Origin of the sequence: Lentzea tibetensis, assembly GCF_007845675.1 — a bacterium.
Classification (GTDB): Bacteria; Actinomycetota; Actinomycetes; order Mycobacteriales; family Pseudonocardiaceae; genus Lentzea; species Lentzea tibetensis.
Window position 1 is genome coordinate 94073 of the sequence record NZ_VOBR01000032.1, and the last position, 19528, is coordinate 113600.

Annotated in this window: 24 protein-coding genes; 10 read left to right on the forward strand and 14 right to left on the reverse strand. The window is 69.0% G+C overall.

Annotation, left to right across the window (positions count from 1 at the left end):
- Positions 1-10 precede the first annotated feature (10 nt).
- Positions 11-1132 carry a GNAT family N-acetyltransferase gene (locus FKR81_RS35735; protein WP_235922062.1) on the forward strand — a complete coding sequence of 374 codons (1122 nt, stop codon included), beginning with the start codon at positions 11-13 and terminating at the stop codon, positions 1130-1132.
- On the opposite strand, the gene FKR81_RS35740 is transcribed toward FKR81_RS35735, so the two are convergent.
- On the reverse strand, positions 1129-3201 hold the full coding sequence (locus FKR81_RS35740) for a glycosyl hydrolase family 95 catalytic domain-containing protein (protein WP_222598511.1): 2073 nt from the start codon (positions 3199-3201) through the stop codon (positions 1129-1131). The two genes, FKR81_RS35735 and FKR81_RS35740, sit on opposite strands and share 4 nt — an antisense overlap.
- 268 nt (positions 3202-3469) lie before the next feature.
- Between FKR81_RS35740 and FKR81_RS35745 the strand changes: the two genes are divergently transcribed.
- Positions 3470-3877, forward strand: a complete 408-nt coding sequence (locus FKR81_RS35745) for a hypothetical protein (RefSeq protein WP_146358647.1) — start codon at positions 3470-3472, stop codon at positions 3875-3877.
- Between the two features lie 20 nt (positions 3878-3897).
- Here FKR81_RS35745 and FKR81_RS35750 read toward each other — a convergent pair whose 3' ends face one another.
- From FKR81_RS35750 to FKR81_RS35760, 3 genes are all read right to left on the reverse strand, one after another.
- The gene (locus FKR81_RS35750) at positions 3898-4434 is read right to left on the reverse strand and encodes a hypothetical protein (protein WP_146358648.1); all 537 of its coding nucleotides are present in this window, start codon (positions 4432-4434) and stop codon (positions 3898-3900) included.
- Positions 4435-4616: 182 nt separating this feature from the next.
- Positions 4617-5456, reverse strand: a complete 840-nt coding sequence (locus tag FKR81_RS35755) for a helix-turn-helix domain-containing protein (protein ID WP_186763371.1) — start codon at positions 5454-5456, stop codon at positions 4617-4619.
- A gap of 157 nt (positions 5457-5613) precedes the next feature.
- Positions 5614-5844, reverse strand: coding sequence for a DUF397 domain-containing protein (locus FKR81_RS35760; RefSeq protein WP_328593181.1), 231 nt, complete (start codon positions 5842-5844; stop codon positions 5614-5616).
- 81 nt (positions 5845-5925) lie between these two features.
- Here FKR81_RS35760 and FKR81_RS35765 point away from each other — a divergent pair, with 81 nt between their 5' ends.
- The gene (locus tag FKR81_RS35765) at positions 5926-7077 is read left to right on the forward strand and encodes a cysteine desulfurase-like protein (RefSeq protein WP_146358651.1); all 1152 of its coding nucleotides are present in this window, start codon (positions 5926-5928) and stop codon (positions 7075-7077) included.
- Here the strand turns inward: FKR81_RS35765 and FKR81_RS35770 are convergent.
- Both FKR81_RS35770 and FKR81_RS35775 read right to left on the reverse strand, forming a co-directional pair.
- On the reverse strand, positions 7068-7274 hold the full coding sequence (locus FKR81_RS35770) for a hypothetical protein (protein ID WP_235922064.1): 207 nt from the start codon (positions 7272-7274) through the stop codon (positions 7068-7070). The genes FKR81_RS35765 and FKR81_RS35770 overlap by 10 nt on opposite strands.
- Positions 7271-8824: a hypothetical protein gene (locus FKR81_RS35775; RefSeq protein WP_146358653.1), complete on the reverse strand. Its 1554-nt coding sequence runs from the start codon at positions 8822-8824 to the stop codon at positions 7271-7273. Before FKR81_RS35775 ends, FKR81_RS35770 begins: the two co-directional genes overlap by 4 nt.
- Before the next feature lie 89 nt (positions 8825-8913).
- Here FKR81_RS35775 and FKR81_RS35780 point away from each other — a divergent pair, with 89 nt between their 5' ends.
- Both FKR81_RS35780 and FKR81_RS35785 read left to right on the forward strand, forming a co-directional pair.
- Positions 8914-9096, forward strand: a complete 183-nt coding sequence (locus tag FKR81_RS35780; protein ID WP_146358671.1) for a hypothetical protein — start codon at positions 8914-8916, stop codon at positions 9094-9096.
- The gene (locus FKR81_RS35785) at positions 9093-9959 is read left to right on the forward strand and encodes a YihY/virulence factor BrkB family protein (RefSeq protein ID WP_235922066.1); all 867 of its coding nucleotides are present in this window, start codon (positions 9093-9095) and stop codon (positions 9957-9959) included. The genes FKR81_RS35780 and FKR81_RS35785 overlap by 4 nt, the downstream gene beginning before the upstream one ends.
- On the opposite strand, the gene FKR81_RS35790 is transcribed toward FKR81_RS35785, so the two are convergent.
- Complete coding sequence (locus FKR81_RS35790; protein ID WP_146358654.1) at positions 9943-10311, reverse strand: hypothetical protein; 369 nt, start codon at positions 10309-10311, stop codon at positions 9943-9945. The two genes, FKR81_RS35785 and FKR81_RS35790, sit on opposite strands and share 17 nt — an antisense overlap.
- 15 nt (positions 10312-10326) lie before the next feature.
- Positions 10327-11151, reverse strand: a complete 825-nt coding sequence (locus FKR81_RS35795; protein ID WP_146358655.1) for a macrolide 2'-phosphotransferase — start codon at positions 11149-11151, stop codon at positions 10327-10329.
- A gap of 36 nt (positions 11152-11187) precedes the next feature.
- Here FKR81_RS35795 and FKR81_RS35800 point away from each other — a divergent pair, with 36 nt between their 5' ends.
- Positions 11188-11940, forward strand: coding sequence for a GNAT family N-acetyltransferase (locus tag FKR81_RS35800; protein WP_146358656.1), 753 nt, complete (start codon positions 11188-11190; stop codon positions 11938-11940).
- A 49-nt stretch (positions 11941-11989) separates the two neighbouring features.
- Here FKR81_RS35800 and FKR81_RS35805 read toward each other — a convergent pair whose 3' ends face one another.
- The 4 genes from FKR81_RS35805 to FKR81_RS35815 form a co-directional block, all read right to left on the reverse strand.
- Positions 11990-12412, reverse strand: a complete 423-nt coding sequence (locus FKR81_RS35805; RefSeq protein WP_146358657.1) for an OsmC family protein — start codon at positions 12410-12412, stop codon at positions 11990-11992.
- Between the two features lie 36 nt (positions 12413-12448).
- Entirely contained in the window at positions 12449-12724 is a 276-nt protein-coding gene (locus tag FKR81_RS35810; protein WP_186763373.1) for a hypothetical protein, read from the reverse strand.
- On the reverse strand, positions 12721-12897 hold the full coding sequence (locus tag FKR81_RS44010; RefSeq protein WP_186763374.1) for a hypothetical protein: 177 nt from the start codon (positions 12895-12897) through the stop codon (positions 12721-12723). Before FKR81_RS44010 ends, FKR81_RS35810 begins: the two co-directional genes overlap by 4 nt.
- Before the next feature lie 83 nt (positions 12898-12980).
- Positions 12981-14324 carry a helix-turn-helix domain-containing protein gene (locus tag FKR81_RS35815; protein ID WP_235922079.1) on the reverse strand — a complete coding sequence of 448 codons (1344 nt, stop codon included), beginning with the start codon at positions 14322-14324 and terminating at the stop codon, positions 12981-12983.
- A 163-nt stretch (positions 14325-14487) separates the two neighbouring features.
- Here FKR81_RS35815 and FKR81_RS35820 point away from each other — a divergent pair, with 163 nt between their 5' ends.
- Entirely contained in the window at positions 14488-15258 is a 771-nt protein-coding gene (locus tag FKR81_RS35820; protein ID WP_235922088.1) for an EI24 domain-containing protein, read from the forward strand.
- Here FKR81_RS35820 and FKR81_RS35825 read toward each other — a convergent pair.
- Together FKR81_RS35825 and FKR81_RS35830 are read right to left on the reverse strand one after the other, a co-directional pair.
- Positions 15251-17203, reverse strand: coding sequence for a beta-propeller domain-containing protein (locus tag FKR81_RS35825; RefSeq protein ID WP_146358660.1), 1953 nt, complete (start codon positions 17201-17203; stop codon positions 15251-15253). The two genes, FKR81_RS35820 and FKR81_RS35825, sit on opposite strands and share 8 nt — an antisense overlap.
- 65 nt (positions 17204-17268) lie before the next feature.
- Complete coding sequence (locus FKR81_RS35830; protein WP_146358661.1) at positions 17269-18072, reverse strand: S1 family peptidase; 804 nt, start codon at positions 18070-18072, stop codon at positions 17269-17271.
- Positions 18073-18235: 163 nt separating this feature from the next.
- Here FKR81_RS35830 and FKR81_RS35835 point away from each other — a divergent pair, with 163 nt between their 5' ends.
- The 3 genes from FKR81_RS35835 to FKR81_RS35845 form a co-directional block, all read left to right on the forward strand.
- Positions 18236-18610: an FKBP-type peptidyl-prolyl cis-trans isomerase gene (locus tag FKR81_RS35835; protein ID WP_146358662.1), complete on the forward strand. Its 375-nt coding sequence runs from the start codon at positions 18236-18238 to the stop codon at positions 18608-18610.
- Positions 18611-18764: 154 nt separating this feature from the next.
- Positions 18765-19295 carry a YbaB/EbfC family nucleoid-associated protein gene (locus tag FKR81_RS35840; protein ID WP_146358663.1) on the forward strand — a complete coding sequence of 177 codons (531 nt, stop codon included), beginning with the start codon at positions 18765-18767 and terminating at the stop codon, positions 19293-19295.
- Between the two features lie 34 nt (positions 19296-19329).
- A partial coding sequence (locus FKR81_RS35845) for a type VII secretion target (protein ID WP_268891597.1) occupies positions 19330-19528 on the forward strand: 199 nt, incomplete at its 3' end.

The window sequence follows — 19528 nt, forward strand, 5'->3', positions numbered from 1 at the left end:
CACTGCCGTGGTGGAGATTCGCACCGCGCGCCCGTCCGACCTCGACCAGATCGCCGCGCTGCTGACGGCCCGCGGTGAACCCGAGGACGCAGCCGACCATCGCCTCGTCGTCGAGGATCCGGACGCGGGCTGGGAGGCGTGTGCGGTCGCGGTGGACGGCGACCGCGTGGTGTCGACCGCGACCCTGCTGGACGAGACCGTCGTGCTCGGCGGCGTCGAGATCCCCACCGGGCAGGTGGAACTGGTGGCGACGGATGTCGAGTACGAGGGACGCGGCCTGGTGCGCGCGTTGATGGACTGGGCGCACCAGCGCTCCGCCGACCGCGGTCACCTGCTCCAGGTGATGATCGGCATTCCCTACTTCTACCGGCAGTTCGGCTACTCGTACTCGACGCCGATGCCGTTGCCGCGTCCGGTGCAGTCGGTTCCGACCGGCGAGGACCTGGTGCGGGAGGCCCGGCTCTCCGACATCCCGGATCTGGTGCGGTTGCAGGACATCGCGCAGTCGGGCGTCGAGCTGCGCGTGCCGCGGTCGGCGGCGTGCTGGCGATGGGTCATCGCGCAGCCGGGGTCCTCGCTGCACGTCGCGACCCGCGCCGATCAGGTCGTGGGGTGCGCCCGCATGGCCGAGGACACCATGCACGAGTTCGTCGCGCTCGACTCGGACGCCGCGATGTCGTTGCTGAGCCTGGCGCCCGCGACCGTCGACGCGCGGCCCGGCCTGGCGCTGGACGCGTTCCTCGGGCCGCCTTCCGGTCAGCTGCAGGAGTTCTACTTCCGCATCCCGTCGGCCGCGGCCCTGCTGGAACACCTGCGGCCGTTGCTGGCTCGCCGGCTGGCCGGGTTCGACGACACCGACGTGCTGGTGTCGTTCTTCCGGTCGCACGTGCGTTTCGCTTGGCAGGACGGCGAAGTCGGCCCCGTGCGGCCGGGCGGCACGCTGCAGGGGCCGTACTCCCAGGGCGGGGCGGGCGTGGCGCCGGACCTGCTGGCGCCGCTGCTGTTCGGGCCGCACGGCATGGCGGGCCTGAGGCAGCGTCACTCGGACTGCTACCCAGGCCCGCACGCCGAGCTGATGGAGGCGCTCTTCCCGCCTGTCACCAGCGACCTGCTGCTCTGGTACCTCCCCTAGGGCATGCCCCAGTAGCGCTTGGTGTTGGCGCCCGCCGGTTCGATGACGAGGTCGGGGTTCGCGCCCTTCGTGGAGATCACGACGTCCTGGTTGCGCGCCAACGGGATGGTGAGCGTGCCGTCGGCGTTCTGCTGGAAGCTCACCTGGTTGCCGCTCGGCAGCTCCCTGACCTCGACCGGGCCGGGCAGGTTGCCGGGGTGCAGCCGCAGCGGCTCGCCCGCCTCGCTCTTCACCCGCACGAACACCGTCTTGCCCGCCTTGCGCACCGCGGAGATCCGGAACGCACCTTCGGTCTTGACGTTGTGCAGCGTCACGCTCGCCCACGCCGCCGGTGCGGCCGGGAAGATCCGCACGATGCCGCCCCAGCTCTGCACCAGCATGTCGTGCATCGTCTGCGCGCCGGACAGCGGCGTCTCGATGACCGGCCCGGACTCCTTGTACATCGTGTTGGGCTGGACGTACTTGTCCAGCAGCGTGACCAGCTGCCCGCGCGCCTTGTCACCGTCGCCGAGCAGCGCGTACATCGAGCCGGACCCGGTGAACGTGTAGCCCTGCTGCGCGCCGGTGAAACTGAGCCAGTGCTTGACGGACTTGGTGAGCGCGTCGCGGTGCGCGGCGTTCGTCGTCACGTCGTGCTCGTACAGCGGGTAGAACCACAGCAGGTGCGAGTAGTGCCGGTGCGACTTGTTGAACTTGACGTCCGCGCCGATCCAGTACCCGGACGTGCTGTCCTGCGGCGGTTTCGTGAGGTTGTCGAGCACGTCGCGCCACTTGGGGACGAGCGGGTCGTTGAGGTTCAGCCGCTGGTTGGCCTGGATGAGTGCCGTGCAGCCCCAGTGCAGCAGCGCGAGGTCGTAGTTGCAGTCCTTTGAGGACGCGTACTCCGGCGAGAACGTCTTCGGCAGGTGGTAGACGCCCTTCGAGTCCTTGGTGAGGAAGTGCAGGTGGTAGTTGACCGCCTTGCGCAGCAACGGGAAGACGAAGTTCCGCAGCGCGTCGTCGTCCATGCTGTGCCGGTAGCCGAGCCACGCGTTGTGCAACGCCCACAGCAGGTTCCCGCACTCCGGGTCACCGTCCGCACCCGGTTGCGCGACCCCGCCCTTGAGGTCTTCCTGGGTGGTGCGGGCGATGCCCATCGAGTCACTTCGGTACTGGCTCGGCACGTTCGCGACCAGCGCGTCGCGGGACCTGTCGAGCGAGTAGCTCAGCGAGTCCAGCTCCTGGTGGTTGGTGGCGTTGAGGATCCAGTACTCCAGCTGCACGTTGAGGTTCCACCACGTGCCGGGCCACGGCGTCGGCTCCAGCCACGGCCCGCACGTGCCGAGCACCGGCCGGTCCCTGCGCGTGGCGCTGGCCAGCTTGTACAGCTGGATCCAGTAGAAGCTCTCCAGCCTGGTGTCCGCCACCGACACGAAACTCTTGGGGTAGAAGGAGTTCCACCACCGGACGTGCTCGTTCCTCAGCTGGGCGTTGCTCGTGGCCGCGGCGAGCGTCTGCGTGGCCTTGGCGTTGGCCGTCTTGTCCGGGAACGTGTGCGCGACCGTGGCGTACATCGTGTCGCCGTTGATCTGCCACTTGGTGACGGTCTGCCCACCCGCCGCGAGGTCCTGCGTGCACGTGGTGCCGCTGACCTTCGGGTCGGGGTTGGTCTTCAACCCGCTCGGCGCGGGCTTGAAGTCGAGTCGCGGGCTGCGCGCCTTCGACGGCGTGAACGTCCAGGCGACCTTCTCGTTGCCCGACTTGACGGTCGCGGTCACCACGAGCACGTCCTGCTCCGCGTGGACGTACGCGCTGATGTTCAGCACGCCGCTGGCCGTGGTGACGGTGCCGGTGAGCTCGGCGTTGTGCAGGCTGAGGCGCAGGTCGACGTCCGTGACGTTGCCGGTGGTGTTGAGCGTCAGGTGCCCGATGGGCAGCCGCGCGTTGCCGAAGTTCGTGCCGCCCGTCCCCTGGTGATCGCGGACTCTGGTGTCACCGAGCTTGAACGCGAGCTTGTTGCTGATCCGGTAGACCGCCGCACCCAGACCGCCGTTGCCGAGGAACGGCCCCTGGTAGAAGGTCGTCGGCACGCTGGCCCAGACGGGGTCGAGTCCTCCGAGGTATGTCCCCCAGTTGACACGATCGTCAACGCCTATGGCTGCAGCGTGCGCCTGCCCGGTCGCGGTCAGGGCGATTGCGCCTGCGGCGGTTCCTGCGAACAGCGTGCGGCGGGAAAAGGGTGTGCTCGGCATCGACCGCTCCTCTCACGGAGTCGGCGGCGGCACTCCAGTCATCGGATGTGTAGTCCCTTCGCGCGTTCCATGTCAATAAACCGAGCGCTCGGTCTCTGGACGACCCGTGGCCGGGGTGCTGGCAGTCGTCGATCACCTGACTGAGCCACTCGACACTCCTGATGGCCGGGCCGCGGTGGTCGTGCGCAACGAGTTGACGATTCAGGACGGGTTGGCCTCATTGATTCAGCGGGCGGCTGCGGCTGGGCTCGTTGATGTCTCTGTCGCGCCGTTGACCGCGGCCAGTTGGATTCAGGGGCTGGTCGACGGGTTGTTCGGGCGGACCAGCCTGGATCCGTCGTTCGATCCGCGGGAACAGGTTCCGGTCATGAAACTGATCCTGACCCGGTTTCTCCGGCCCTGGGTGAGCACCCAGCCGCGTCAGCCACCGATTGAATCTTTTCCACACCTCGGACCAGCCACTGCTGGTTGCAAATCGCCCGCATTTCACTTATTGCGCGCAATTGCCAGTTAGCGGGCCGCCATCAGGCAGGCTCAGGCGAGCACCCAGCCGCGGTAAACATTGCCGTTGCCGACGTCTCTGCGACGGATGGGCGTGAACCGCAAAGCGGACTCGGGGAAGTACTGCAGCACGACCGACCGGTAGATGTCGTCGGAGATCACGAGCAGCAGCGGCGAGCCCATGTGGACGTCGAACCGCTTGACCTCTCTGGACTCCAGCAGCCGGAACGCCGAGTCGAGTGCCTCGCCGAACGGGCCCCAGCCGTCGTCGTGCACCTCGCCCGCGTGCAGCACCGCCCGCAGGCGCAGCGGTGAGCGCAGCTCGCCCTCGACCTGGCCGGCCAGGAGCTCGCGGAGTTTCGGGATGAGGCTGCCGAGCACGAGGCTCTTGGGCACCTCGTCGAGCGGGCGGATCAGCGCGAGGATGCCGTCTCCCCGGTCGACCAGCGGGTCGCAGTAGTGCGGCTTGATGCCGCACGACTCGAACGCGTCGCCGACCACGCGGTACATCAGCCCGCGGCCGATCTCCTTCTCTCCGTTGGTCCACTTGGTGGACCCGATGGCGTCCACTGAGAAGATCGTTCTGTAGCCCTGCCACTTACCGCGCGAAGGGCTACGACTGGGTTCAATGATGTTCGTGGCCATGTCCCCTCCCTCGCCACGTGCAGCAGATAGCAATCTGCCACATGGCACTAGGGTAACAGGCACAGTGCCCCCAGCCATAGATGAAGTTGGCTTTCGCTACCTGGCGTTCAGCCAGGCAACTTCCCCAGGAGGCGATCGATGAGCACGAGCGAGTCCTCCGGCGACAGCGCGACCTTCTCCAGCTCGGCGAAGATGGCGACGTAGTCCTTGGTCTCCTCGTTGCTCTCTTCGATCAAGCGGTCCTGGTAGGGCAGCTCGACGACCATCGCGTAGTCGTCCTCCTGCTCGCTCAGCTGGAAGATCTCGAACGACGAGGCGAGCCCGCGGTGCACGCCCGCGGTGAACGGCACGACCTGAATGCTGACGTTCGGCTTGCCCGCGAGCTCCTTGAGGTGCAACAACTGCCCGCGCATCACCCACTCGTCGCCGATCAGCCGGTGCAACACCGACTCGTCGACGATGAAGTACGTCTCAACGTTGTTCTCGACCATGACGACGCGCTGCCGCTCCGAACGCACCGCCGCGCCGCGCTCGATCACTTCCGGCGAGTTGCCGTAGGACTTCAGCAGTGCGCGCATGTACTCGGGCGACTGCAGCAGACCGGGCACGAGCATCTGCTGGAACTGCCGGATCCGGATCGCCGACGACTCCAGCCCCAGGAACGTGAGGAACTTGGCGCTGTAAACGTCCTTGAACCGGTGCCACCACGCCGGCTGCTTGCTGCCGCGAGCCAGCTCGAGAAGGTCGTCGACCCGCTGGTCGTCCGTCACCTTGTAGTGGAAGAGCAACGCCTTGAGGTCGGTGATCGAAATGCCGACCGGGCCGTTCTCGATCCTGATCACCTTCGACGAGGACCACTCCAGCGCGTCTGCCACGTCTTTCTGGGTCTGCCCCAGGTCCTCGCGCAGGGTTTTCAACTCCGCGCGCAAACGCCGGAGCTGACTCACTGGGGTGCCTCCCCGCGGCATGGGATCTCCTCGTCGTCCGACAGCAAGCGTCCTGCCACATGGCAAGTTGCTCAGACCCTATCGCCTACCGGCAATTTATCACGCAGCGGGTGGCCATGTGGCTCGAACGCAACGGTCCCGGCGTTGTATAGGGAAATCATCGAGCCTTGCTGGAGGCGATGAACGACGCCCAAGCGGACCATTCGAACGTGAGGCGCCCACCGTCTCTGACCTTTGAGTCGCGGACGAACACGACCTCGCCCGTCGTGGCCAGTTCGACGCAGGCACCTTGCTCGTTGCCGCTGGCTGAGCTCTTCACCCAACGGAGGCCGGCGGGTTCTTCTTGCGCACTGTTCCGTTGGGCCACGTGTACTCCCCGTTGTCTCACAAGCGGTCCAGACAACTGAGAGTATGTGGATACTTAATTGGGCGACTACCACCGATCGACTCAACTGCCAGTATCAGCCACGTGGACTATGACGTTGCAGCTGTACGCAGTCACTTTCCAGCGCTGAACGAAGGCGCGAGCCACTTCGACGGCCCCGGAGGATCGCAAACGCCCGACGTGGTCGCCGAGGCCGTGACCAGCGCGTTGACGGCGGCGATCGCCAACCGCGGCTCCATCACACGGGCGGAGCAGCGGGCCGAGGAGATCGTCGCGACCGCCCGCCGCACGATGGCGGGATTCCTCAACGCGGAAACGGTCGTCTTCGGGCGGAGCATGACCCAGTTGACGTACGACTTCGCGAGAACGCTGGCCAGAAATTGGACAGCGCAAGACGAAGTGATCGTCACCAGGCTCGACCACGACGCCAACATCCGGCCGTGGGTCCAGGCGGCCGAGGCGGTGGGAGCGACAGTCCGCTGGGCCGCGTTCGACAAGGACACCGCCGAACTGCACACGAAGGACATAACGGACCTGCTGACCGACCGAACCAGACTGGTGGCGGTCACCGGGGCGTCGAACCTCCTGGGCACCAAACCGGACATCGAGGCCATCACGCGGAAAGCGCACGAAGCCAACGCCCTGGTGTACGTGGACGGCGTGCACCTCACCCCGCACGCAAAAGTGGATGTGGAAGCTATGGGCGCCGACTTCTACGCCTGCTCGCCCTACAAGTTCCTGGGCCCGCACCTGGGTGTGCTGGCGGCCAAAGCCGAAACGCTGGAGCAGCTGCACCCCGACAAGCTCCTGCCGTCGACCAACGAGGTGCCGGAACGGTTCGAGCTCGGCACGTTGCCGTACGAGCTGCTGGCCGGCACGACGGCGGCGGTCGACTTCCTCGAAAGCCTCGGCATGGACGCGCTCGAAGCGCACGAGAACGCGTTGAGGGACCGACTGGAAGCCGGGCTGAGGGAAATCCCCGACATCAAGATCTACGGATCACCAGAACGGGACCGCACCCCCACCGTGCTCTTCACCGCGGAAGGCGAAGAGCCGCAGGAGGTGTACCGCAGGCTGGCCGCGCACAACGTCAACGCACCTGCCAGCCACTTCTACGCCATCGAGGCCTCGCGGTGGCTCGGCCTCGGCGACAAGGGCGGGGTCAGAGCAGGTATCGCGCCGTACACGAACGAGTCCGATGTGGACCGACTGCTGGAGGCGCTGGCTCAGCGCTGATTGCGCGGGTGGTTGCGGGCGGTGCGTTCGTTGCCGCGCTTGTAGTTTCCCGTCCAGCGGGCCATCACGAGCTGCGGGTCGGTCTCGACCTCGGCGAGGAACTCGGCCGCCCGCATGCCGCGCAGCGTGGTGGCTGCGCGGCCGTGGTGGAGGATCACCACGGTGCCGTCGCGGGAGGTGTACGAGAAACCGCTCACAGGAACCAGCCTACGACGAGGTACGCGAGCACGGCGATCGGTACCGGGCCGAGCGTGCGCGTGACCGCGGCGGAACCGTCCGCGATCAGCGCACGCGCGCGCAGGCCCATCAGCTCCGACCCCAGCCCCGGCAAGGAAGGCACGGTCACCAGGTCACCGGAAGGCCCGTAGGCCAGCACGAGGCGGTCACCCGCCAGCCGGACGCCGTGCAGCTGCGGCCACGGCACTCGGTACACGTACAAACCCACGCGCAGCACCAGAACCGTGTGCTCCAGGCGCATCTGGGGCTGCAGACGCATCCACGCGCCCGCGAGGCAAAGCGCGCCAACGGGTACCGCGTAGAACCAGAACAGCACGGCCAGTCCCAGCAGGAGCAGGCCTTCGGTGAGGCCCCAGCGGATCACGCGCGGCACGGTGCCCGGTGAGCCCGCGGACACCGGCGTGCCGGGCAGCGAGTGGTCCAGTGCGCGGCGGAACGGTCGCAGCACGGACGAGAGCAGGACCTCGTCGCCGAGCAGCAGGACCACCCGGCCGCCGTGGCACAGCTCCCCCGCCACCGTCACCACGGGCAGGTCCGGCTCGGGTGGTGGTGGTTCCTCGCCGCGCCACACGCGGCCGAAGTGAGCGGCGTCGGTGAACCGCGGTGGCGCGGACGGCACGTCGGCGTCGACGCGGAGCAGCGCGAAGGCGCCGCCGGACGACGACAGCAGAACTCGGTGCGCCCCAACGGATTCCACGGCCAGCGGAAGCGAGGGCAGCGGCCGCGACCACAGCGAGCGGCGGTGCCACGTGCGCACCACGAGCAGGAAAACGGCCAGGCACAAGGCGGAACCGAGGGTGAGGCGCCACGTCGCGTCCTCCGGTTCGGCGACCAGGCGCACCCACGTGTCATCGGCGAGCAGCGGCACGCGGTCGCCGACGTGGTACTGGTCTGCCACCGCCGCAACGGGAACGCGCTGGCGGTCGGGCAGTTCCACGGTCAGACCGGTCGGGCGTACCTCGACGATCTGGCCCTCGACCCGCGTGGCGGCCAGCACGTGCGACTCGATCGACGCCGCGGCCGCGTCGTAGGACAGGAACGCCCACGCGGCGGCGGCGAAGCACAGCAGCGCCATCAACGGCGACACGCCCCACGGCAGGTCACCGGACAAGCGCACCGCGGAACCGCCGGCGATCTGCCGTTGCGTCGCACGGGACCGCAGGATCCACAAGGCCACCACCGCGCAGCAGAAACCGTGCAGCCCGAAGGCCACCTGCGCCACCGGCAGGTCGTCGAACAACAGGTCCAGCACCGCGAAACCCACACCCGCGAGGCACCCCGTCACCGGCATCCAGAACAGCAGGACGGGCGTCGCGAGCAGCAGCACGAGTGCCATCGCGAACACCGTGTCCGGCGAGCACGGGACGTCCGGGGTGCAGGTGACGGTGGACGACGACACCGCGACGATCACGGCCGCCAGCCAGCCCGCGACGAGCACGACGCGGGTGACCCACCAGGGCACCGCGGCGGCCACCCAGCGCGAGACGTCCATCGCCGGATCATGCCGCACGGGGGCACCACAGTGGACCCGATTGCTCCGAACGGCCCGGTTGCGCCGGGCGCCAGCGGGTATCCGACCAGCGACAACAGGAGGTTCACATGATGGCCATCGTTGCCGCGGTCGTGTTCGGGCTAGCGCTGATCCTCGACCTCGCAGGCGCGTCGCTCGGCCCGATCGGTACGGGCACGCTCGTGACGCTCGGACTGCTGCTCGTCGCGCTGCACCTCGCCGGGATCGGCGCGGCCAGGCGTTCCCTCAACTGGCGCCGTGCCCGCAGGTGACTGAGGCGGACCGCCCCACCGAGCTGCCGAGGCGGACTTGGTGGGGCGTCCTCCGGCGGACCGTCAAGGGGTTCAACGACGACCACCTGACGGACTGGGCGGCTGCGCTCACTTACTACGGCGTGCTGTCGGTGTTCCCCGGCATCATCGTGCTCACGTCGGTGCTGGGCCTGCTCGGCGACTCCGCGACGCGCGAGCTGGTGAAGTACGTCGACCAGGTCGCGCCGGGCGAAGCCGGGCAGCTGATCAAGACCGCCATCGAGGACCTGCAGCAGAGCCAGCACCTGGCCGGGCCGCTCGCGATACTGGGGCTGGTGCTCGCGCTGTGGACCGCATCCGGCTACCTCGGCGCGTTCGTCCGCGCCTGCAACGCCTTGTACGACGTCGAGGAGAAAAGGCCGTTCTGGAAGACCATTCCGCTGCAGGTGGTGCTCACGCTCGGCATGGTCGCGGTGCTGGCGCTGACGATCGGCGCGCTCGTGGTCACCGGCGGGGTCGCGGACGCCGTTGGCAGCGCCATCGGGCTCGGTGACACCGTCGTCACGGCGTGGGACATCGCCAAGTGGCCGGTGATCGCGCTGCTGGTGACCCTCGCGATCGCCGTGCTCTACTGGCTCGCACCGGACGTCGAGCAGCCGAAGTTCCGCTGGATCACGCCGGGCAGCGTGCTCGCGATCCTGCTGTGGGCGATCGCGACGGCCGGGTTCGCCGTCTACGTCGCGAACTTCGCCACGTACAACAAGACCTACGGTTCGCTCGGCGGTGTCATCGTCTTCCTGGTGTGGCTGTGGATCTCGAACATCGCCGTGCTGCTGGGTGCCGAGTTCGACAGCGAGCTGCGCAAAGCTAGCCCAGTCGCTTGATCTCCTCCGGCAGCTCGCTGTCCGCGACGCGGTGCCAGGCGCCCTGGGCGTCGGGTTCGACGCGCTGGTGCGTCGAACCCGGTACCAGGAGCCACAACTGGTCGCGGTCCGACAGCCACAGCACGCCGACGCCGTCGTTGCGCTCGGACGTCCAGTACTCCAGCGAGTCGCGGTACAGCTCGTCGCCCGCCGGGTTGGTGATCAGCAGGACGGTCTTGCCGCTGACGCTCTCCGTGTGCGCCACGTAGTTGCCGGACGGCGAGGTCCTCGGCACGCCGGGGCGCACGAACCGGTCCTCCTGGCTGCCGCAGGCGACCAGTGCGAGCAGCAGGACCGCGACGATGGCACGCATGACGGACATTCTGTCCTAGGCCATCGCGCGGAGCTGTTCCCGCGCGGCCGCCACGTGACGTTCCTGGCCCGAGTCGATGCCGTACAGGCCGCTGTCCACCGGGCCCATCCGCACCCGTTCCTCGACGTGCGCGCGCATGCCGGGCCACACCTGACCACCGTGCCGTTCGTAGGACGCGATCAGCTCGTCCAGCGCTGAGGGCCCGAACGCCTTGCGCAGCCTGCGGAAGTCGGCCGCCGGGTCGCCGACCAGCGCGTCGCTCCAGTCCAGCAGACCGACGACGCGGCCGTCCGCGACCAGGGTGTGCGACGGGATCACGTCGGCGTGCGCGAGCACGGACCGCGGCGGCCACGTGCTGTCGTCGGCCAGCCAGCGCTGCCAGTGCTCCCACAACGCGGTGGAGATGCCGAGCTCAGCGCGCGCCCGGTGCACCTTGCGAGCGATCGTCTCGCGGATGGCGGCGGCCGACCGGATCTCCAGCCCGGTCGCGGCCACCTCGTCGACCGGCACCGCGTGCAGTGCGGCCAGGAAGCGGCCGACGTCGTCGAAGTAGCGTTGCGGCAACGGATCGGCGGCCGCGCCGGGTAGCCGCTCGTACGCGACGAAGTCAGGAGTGCGCACGGTCCAGCGCGGCACCGCGACGGGCAGCCGGTCCGCGATCAGGTCGAGCAGAGCGCCCTCGACGGGCACCCGCGCCGCCACCGAAGGACGCCTCGGTGCTCGCAACACCCATTTCACGTCGTCCGGTGCGGAAGCGTGCAACACGAGGAAGTCGCCGCCCGACTCGTCGAACTCCCCCGGCTCCAGCCCGATCTCCTCGGCCGAGCGCCAAATTCCGATGCGTCACCCGCCCCAACCTACGTACCGTGATCGCCCGTGTGGGAGACCCTGGAAGAGTTCTACGACGCCGTTCCGCGCCACAGCGCCCGAGTCGAGGAACACGGTTCGCTCGTGCTCTTCGTCCAGGCGCACGAGGGCGGCTGGCCGCTCTACGCGCGACCGAGGTTCCCCGGCGGTGAGCCGACGGTCGACGACGTCGCCGAGATGCGTGCACGCCAACGCGAACTGGGCGTGCCCGAGGCGTTCGAGTGGGTGCACGAGACCACGCCGGGCCTCCTGGAGGCAGCCGAGCAGGCCGGGCTGAGCGTGCTGCGCGCCCCGTTGCTCGTGCTCGACCCGCACCTGCTGCCACCGGCCGACGACGAGCGGGTGCGGGTGCTCGACGAGGCGCCCGAGGTGCTCGGCGTGGTGGGACGACTGGCGTTCTCGGTGCCGGGCACCGAGAAGGGCGAGCTGGGCACCGCCGAGCGCGACGCGGAGCTGACCGGCGCCGCACCCGAGCCGAGCATGAACCGGCACGCTGCCGCTGAGCTGCCCGGACACGGCGTCGTGGCGGTGGGGACGGCGCAGCGCGCCGGTGACGTCGTGGAGATCGCGGGCGTCGGCACGCTGCCGGCGGCACGCAGGCAGGGGCTCGGCGGCGCGATCACGGCCGCGCTCGCCCACGACGCGCTCGACCGCGGCGCGAAGATCGTGTTCGTGTCCGCGGGCAGCGAGACGATCGCCCAGGTCTACGAGCGCGTCGGCTTCCGGCGCGTCGGCACCGCCTGCATCGCCGAACCCGGCTGAAACGCCGTCAGGGCCACCCCGACGGACCGGGGGTGGCCCTGACGGACAGCTAGTCGAGAGTGGTCTCGATCTTGATCTCGGCGGTCAGGGTGCGGTGCACCGGGCAGCGACCGGCGATGCGGAGCAGGTCGGCGCGCTGCTCGTCGGTGAGGTCGCCGGTGAGCGTGATCCGCACCCGGATCCGGGTGACGTACCCGGACTTGGTGTCGCAGTCCGCGCAGTCCTCGGCGTGGATCCGGTCGTGCTCGAGCGCGACGCCGACCTCGTCGAGCGGGTAGCCGCGCTTGCGCGCGTACAGCCGCAACGTCATGGACGTGCACGTCCCGAGCGCGGCCAGCAGCAGGTCGTACGGCGTCGGCCCCAGGTCGTCGCCACCGCAGGAAGCCGGCTCGTCGGCCACGAAGTCGTACCCGCTCGCGGAGACCGAGGTCGTGAAGATCCTCGGCCCCGCTCCTGTCACCTGGACTGTCATGCCACCAGGTAAGGCGGCCGGAACGGCCGCGGCAAGTCAGAGGGGCCAGTCACTCTGGTGCAGCTCACCACTTCGGGGCATCGGGACGCGGAAGAGGCAGCCCACGCAGGGCATGCCGGACGGTTGGGTGAGCAGCTCGGCCTCACCCCGGTGGATCAGTTCGCCGCAGTACGCCGTCAGCGCGAGCGGCGGCCTGCCGTCGTCGGGCATCGGGACGAGGTGGCAGGTGCGCTGGGTCTCCCCGACCACGCCGGCCCGCTTGCGGACCAGGAGCACCGGCAGGCGCGCCTCTGTACGTTCCTGCGTGCTCATGAGTTCACCTCGGCGTCGTCCACCACGCACACGACGGCGTGCGGGGTCGCGTAGAACTGCAGCCGGTACGGCCCGCAGCTCTGCTGGGCCACGGCGGCGCAGAACTCCTCCGGCGCCCCCTGAGTCGATTCAGGAAGTCCGGTTCGCGGCGTGCGGTCGGCTAGGTCGATCACACCTAGATCGTGAGGTGCGGGCCGGAAAACTGGGAGGGTTCCATACGAATTGCGGGTTGCGTATGCGGAATCCGCATACTTCGCTAGCGCATGTGGGTGACAGCCTCCGTGAGCTCTGCAATTTGCACAGACTGAGCGTAGGGCTCGAGCCTTTTCAGCTCGTTGACGATCAGCAATGAACCCGTCGCGCGGTAGAGATCGAGCGCCGCGAAACCGAGCCCCGCGGCGATTTCCGAGTCACCGCGAGCGGCGTGCGCGTAGGCCAGCTTGGCCGTGTGGACGCCCTGCTCCCACTGACAGATCTGGCCCCAGCGCTGCTGCACGTCCTCGTACTCCCGGATCGCCTGGCGGTAGCCCTCCAGGTCGATCCAGCACGAGGCGCGTTGCATCGCGACGTGGTGCTCGGTGTAGCAGTAGCCGATCCAGTACTGGTCCGACGGCGGCCGCTCGGCGCGCAGCACCAGCTGCGTCGACAGCTCCAGCCGGTTCATGCACAGGTCGCTGCCCGCGCGCGCCAGTCCGCGTGCCTCCTGCTTGAGCGCCATCGAGCGGACCACCTCGCTCGCGCCGGTCTCGCGCTGCGCGGCGCGCGCCAGCCCGATGACGCGGTCGTCGTCGCCGTCGACCTCGGCCAGCTGGCTCATCCGCACGTAGCAGTACGCGACGACGTCGCGGTCGTCCGCGGCCTGGCCCTGTTCGAGCGCGCGGCTCGTCCACTGGCACGCGCCGCGCATGTCGCCGATCTCCTCGTGCAGCCAGCCGTAGAACTCGGCGTACATCGCGCCGACGCCCAGCAGCTTGCGGCGCAGGTCGCCGCGCGCGGACCGGCGGAGCACGTCGATGAAGTCGTACATCGACCGCACGGCGGGCATGAGAGCGCCGGTGCCGCGGAAGTTGTGCGCGTCGTTGACGATGCGGCGCAGCACCAGCAGCTGGGTGATCGCGTCGTCGGACACGCTGCCGCCGGGCGTGGCGGCGCCGAACACGGCCGAGGCGCACAACGCCATCAGCGCCTTGCCCTCCATGCCGACGACGAGATCCTTCGCGACGGTGTCCAGCCCGGCGAACTCGGGCACGCCGCTGGTGAGCCTGCGCGCCTCACCGGAGCGGATCGGGATCGTGCGGTCGGTGAGGCCCAGCAGGTGCGCGGGGATGCCGAGCAGCCGCTGCAACGTCCTGAGCACGCGCATGTCGTAGGCGATGTTGCTGCCCGACTCGAGCCGGGAGATCGCGGACTGGGAGAAGCCGGCGAGCGTGCCCAGCTCGTCCTGCCGCAGGCCGTGCGCCTTGCGGGCGATCGCGACGACCGCTCCCGGCGACTCGGCGGCGACCGCGTCGCGGATCTCTCTCGACTCCCAGATGGCCGGCGGCAGCATGGGCAGCGGACCGTCGGGGACCACGACGGCGTTCTTCGCTGGTGTGCTCAACTCGCTCCGCCTCCCGTTTCGGCGAGCAGGGGTTGCACCCGATCATGCCTGTCCGAACGACCTGTGTGCACTCCGCCCACTCCCTAGGGTGGTTCACCGCAGGCCGAACCGGAAGAAGCCAACGGTTGGATTGCCGGACACGGTGCGTGGTTATGCTCCTGCGGTGATCAAGGTACTGCGGGACTTCGGATCCGGCTCGCGCCTGCTGCTGCGCGGCTTCCAGCTCGTGTTCAGCTCTCCCCGCAGGGTCCTGGTCGGCATGCTCCCCGCGCTGCTCACGGCCGTGCTGATGATCGGCGGCATCGTGCTGCTGGCGTCGAACATCAACGAGCTCTCGGCGTGGGCGACGGGCTTCGCGTCCGACTGGTCGGAGGGTCTGCGCGTCGCCGTGCAGGTCGCCGTCGGCGTGTCGTTCGTCGTGGCGGCGCTCGGGTTGAGCGTGCTGCTGTTCACCGCGGTCAGCCTCATCATCGGCGGCCCGTTCTACGAGTACATCGCCGAGCAGGTCGAGGACGAGCTCGGCGGCGTGCCCGAGGCCGAGCAGGCCGGGTGGTGGCGCTGCTTCGTCATCGGCATCCGCGACGCGGTGCTGCTCATCGGTCTGTCCCTGCTCTTCACGATTCCCCTCTTCTTCATGGGGTTCATCCCGTTCATCGGGCAGACCGTCATCCCGGTGATCGCGGTGAGCGTCAACGCCTACCTCCTCAGCATCGAGCTCACGGGCGTCCCGTTCATCCGGCGCGGCCGTTCGCTCAAGGACCGCCGCCGCGCGCTGGCCAGTCGCCGCGCGGTGGTGCTGGGGTTCGCCGTGCCCACCTACCTGCTGTGCCTGATCCCGCTGGCGGCGCTGGTCGTGATCCCGGCGGCGATGGCAGGCGGCACGGTTCTCGCGCACCGCCTGCTCTCGCCACAGGCTCAGCCTCGGGTCAGCTGAACGGGATCCACGCCTGCTCGGCCAGCCCGTCCATCGCGTTGGCGCTGGCACCGATCGACGACACGGTCCACAGCTGGTCGCCGATGACGATCGCGCGCCGCGCGCCGTTGTCGAAGCCGGACGCCCGCTGCTGCAGCGTGCCGACCTCGGTGAACGCGCCGTCGCGCACGCGCAGCACCAGCGAGCCGGACACCGGCCCCGACGTGCTGGCGCGGTCGAACGACATGATCGGGATGACGAGCATCCCGTTGGCGGGCCAGTAGAGGAACGCGTGCGGGTCGAACTCGGCCTCGGAGTTGGAGTTCGGCAGGTGGTGCTGCGCGAGCCTGCGCGGTGCGGCCAGGTTGCTGACGTCGAACAGCGACACCTGAGTGCCGGTCGCGCGGCCCTGGTCGGTCGCCTCCTGGCCGATGCCGATGAGCTTGCCGCCGCCGATCGGGTGCAGGTAGGCGGAGTAGCCGGTGATCTTCAGCTCGCCGACGGTCTTCGGCTGCTTCGGATCCTTGAGATCGAGCGTGTAGAGCGGGTCGGTCTGCCGGAACGTGACGACGTAGCCGATGTCCCCGGCGAACCGGACGCCGCGGATGCGTTCGCCCTTGCCGAGTCCGTCGACGCGGCCGGTCTCGGCGAGGGTGTTGCCCTGCCGGGCGAGCACGGTGACGCTGCTCTGCGTCAGTGCCTGTTGCGACGACTGCGGCTGGTCAGCGCGCCAGCAGCAGGTGAACTCGTTGCCGGTGGTCGTCGCGACGCGCAGGTGACCGTCGTGCTCGGACAGCGCGTACTGGTTGAGCAGCGTGCCCTTCACCTCGCCGGACGCCACGTGCACGGGCGGTCCCGGCTTGCTGGTGTCGAACTGGTGGATCGCGGTGACCGCGGGCGTCGGCACGATGTTCGGCCGCTGCGGCATGATCTGCCGCGCCAGCCGGTGGTCGTCCGCGACGTACAGGTTCTTGCCGGAGCCGTAGACGGTGTCGCCGTCCGCGACGATCGAGACGGGCTGGCCGGTGCCCAGCTCGCGCGGCAGGTCGAAGGACAGCACGGTGAGCATCGACGTCGCCGTGTGGATGACCGGGTGGCTGACCTTCGCGCAGTCGACGAGGGTGCCGCTGGACTTCTTGCCCTCGAGCTCCAGCTCGTAGCGCGGCAGCCACGTGTCGATCGGCGCCGAGCCGAGGATCTCGCGGTTCTTCCGGATCGCGCCCAGCTCGTCGATGGTGCCGTCCGGGTAGATGAACGGGATCCGCGGCGTGGAGCGGATGACGACGCGCGCGGTGCCGTCGGTCTGCCGGGCGTCGACGTAGACGCCCTCGGTCTTCAGCGTGCCCATGATCCGCGGCGGGCCCGCGAGGTCGACGAGCATCAGCTGCGTGCCGTCGAAGAACTGCTGCCCGTCCGGCGGAACGGGCTTCGCGATGCCCGGCCGGTCGTAGATGTAGCCGCCGGAGCTGACGACCAGCGCGCGGTCGCCGTGCATCAGCAGCTGGGTGGCCTGCGCGGGGAAGTCGAGCGTGCCGGTGACCTTCTTCGACTTCACGTCGATGACGCGCAGCTTGCCGTCGGTGATCGAGACGATCCGCTGGCCGTCGGTCTTCACCAGGTCCGGCTCGTCGACGCCCTGCTCGTGGGTGTTGGTCGACGAGTGCTCCTGCGGTGCCTGCATGGGCGGCGTGGCCGCCTTGCCCGCCGAGTCGGCCGCCGACACCCTGGCGTCCGCCTCGGCGGTCATGTACGGGGCGCCGCCGAAGCCGTACGCGGTGACGTGGGGCAGCGCGGCGCGGCGGAGCTCGGTGAGGGCGGCGTCGCACGAGTCGAACGCGATGAGGCGCACCGGGCCGGTGTCCGCGATCGGCTGCGGCGGAGCCTGTTCATCGCCAAAGGGGTTCGCGGCGGTGACGCCGACGACGATGGCCAGGGCGGTTCCGGCCAGTACCCATCTTCCGGTCATGTCACCAGGACGGACGGATCACCCGAAAGGGTTGCGCGGGCGTCCGAAGACGCCCGCGCGGTCACTCAGGAGTTGATCTGCTGCTGGATCGCGGTCGCGTAGGTCGAGACGCGTGAGTACACGCCGGGGTAACCGGCGTCCGCGCAACCCTCGCCCCACGAGGTGATGCCGATCAGCTTGCCGCCCGCGACGAGCGGGCCGCCGGAGTCACCCTGACAGGTGTCCGTGCCGCCCTGCGAGTAGCCCGCGCACACCATGTGCGTGGCGTTGAAGTCCGTGCCGTACGCCGTCTTGCAGGTGGAGTTGCTGGTCAGCGGCACCGTTGCCGTGAGCAGGTAGCGGCTGGCCGAACCACCGGACGAGGTGGTGCCCCAGCCGAGGATGCGGGAGCTGGTGCCCGCCGCGTACAGGGCGCTGTCCGCCGAGGTGGCGAACGGGATCGTGCGCTGCGACAGGTTGCGGTCCAGCGTGAGCACCGAGACGTCGTTGCCGATCGTCACGTCCTGGTAGCTCGGGTGGATCCAGATCTTCGTGACCTTCGCGACGGTGCCCGCGGTGGAGTTCTTGTCGTCCCGGCCCGCGACGACGCGCACGGCCGACGGCGAGTCGCCCTCGGTGCAGTGCGCGGCCGTGACGACCTTGTTGGGAGCGACCAGCGTGCCGCCGCAGTACTGGAATCCGCTGGAGGTCGCGAGGTAGACGACCCACGGGTAGGTGGACGTGCTCGCGCGCGTGCCACCGACGATCTGGGTGCCGACCTCACCGTCGGGCTGATCAGCTGAGGCCACGCTGACGCTCGCCGCTGGTAGCACCATCGCCACCAGCAGCACGCCGAGCCATGACCGCAGGCGGTGCAGGGTTTCCGCCATGATCATTCTCCTTCAGTTGTGCGCCCCCGTCAGGAAGGGGGCCTTCATAGATCAACAGACCGTGGGTGCGGCAACAAGAGCCAGTAGACGTAGGCCAATCGGCCGCTCCCGCGTCGGCATGATTGACTCGCGCGGAGCAATTCCGACTCGAGGAGGACATCGCATGGCCGCGCAGAAGCCCGAGATCGCCCCGATCGACGGGCCGCCGCCCGCCGAGCTGGTCGTCACGGACATCACCGTTGGTGACGGCGCCACGGCCGAGCCCGGCCAGCACGTCACGGTCCACTACGTCGGTGTGTCGCACTCCACCGGCGAGCAGTTCGACGCGTCGTGGGACCGCCGCGAGCCGTTCGACTTCCCGCTCGGTGGCGGCCGCGTCATCGCGGGCTGGGACCAGGGCGTCGCGGGCATGAAGGTCGGCGGCCGCCGTCAGCTCGTCATCCCGCCGCACCTGGGCTACGGCGCGCACGGCGCCGGTGGCGTGATCAAGCCGAACGAGACCCTCATCTTCGTCGTCGACCTGCTCGGCGTCAGCTGACCTCTTCTTTCAACCGCGGCGTTCCCCTGATGCGCTCAGGGGAACGCCGTTGGTCTGTCCGGACGATTTGCGCTTCACTCGGAACCCGTTGGCGAAGCGCTGCGTCATCCTGAAGAACGAGTGCGTACCGCCGCGTACGGGGAGGGACACCACGGTGCCCGAGGACATCGCCGAGTCCGAGCGAATGGTTTCCGACTGGGAACGGAACGTCAAAGAACGCGCCAACCGCTACCAGGAGATGGCGACGCGCGTGCAGGGCATGACCATCAGCGAGCGGTCGTCCGACGGTTCCATCGAGCTCACCATCGGCTCGAACGGCATCCTGCAGAACCTGGTGATCGCCGAGACCGCCCGCGACAAGCGGATGGCGGAGGTCAGCGGCGAGATCATGAAGTGCCTGCAGCGCGCCCAGTCGCGCATCCCCGAGCTGCTGCAGGAAGCGATGGCCGACACCATCGGCACCCAGGACGAGACGGCCAACGTGCTGTTCAACGAGGCCAAGAAGAACTTCCCGGCGCCTCCGTCCGACGACCCCGTCCCGCCGGCTCCCGCGGGCCCTCGTTTCAACGCCGACGAGGAGGAGCAGGCGATCACCCGCACCCCGCCACCTCCTGCCGCGCCGCCGCGCCGCCGTCCTCCCAGGGACGACGATGACGACTTCGGTGGCGAGTCCGTACTGACCTGATCGCTCAGCTCTGCGCACCTGAGGGGGAAGACCGATGACTGCCGGTGGTTTCGGTGTCACCGCGGAGGCGCTGGACGCGCACGCCAAGGCTCTCGAGGGCCTGCAGGGTCGTCTGCAGACGGCGGTGGATGCGGCTCGTTCGGTGTCGATGCCGACGGATGCGTACGGGATCATCTGCCAGCCGTTCCGGATGATGCTGGACCCGGTGGAGCAGTGGGGTCTGGACGCTCTGT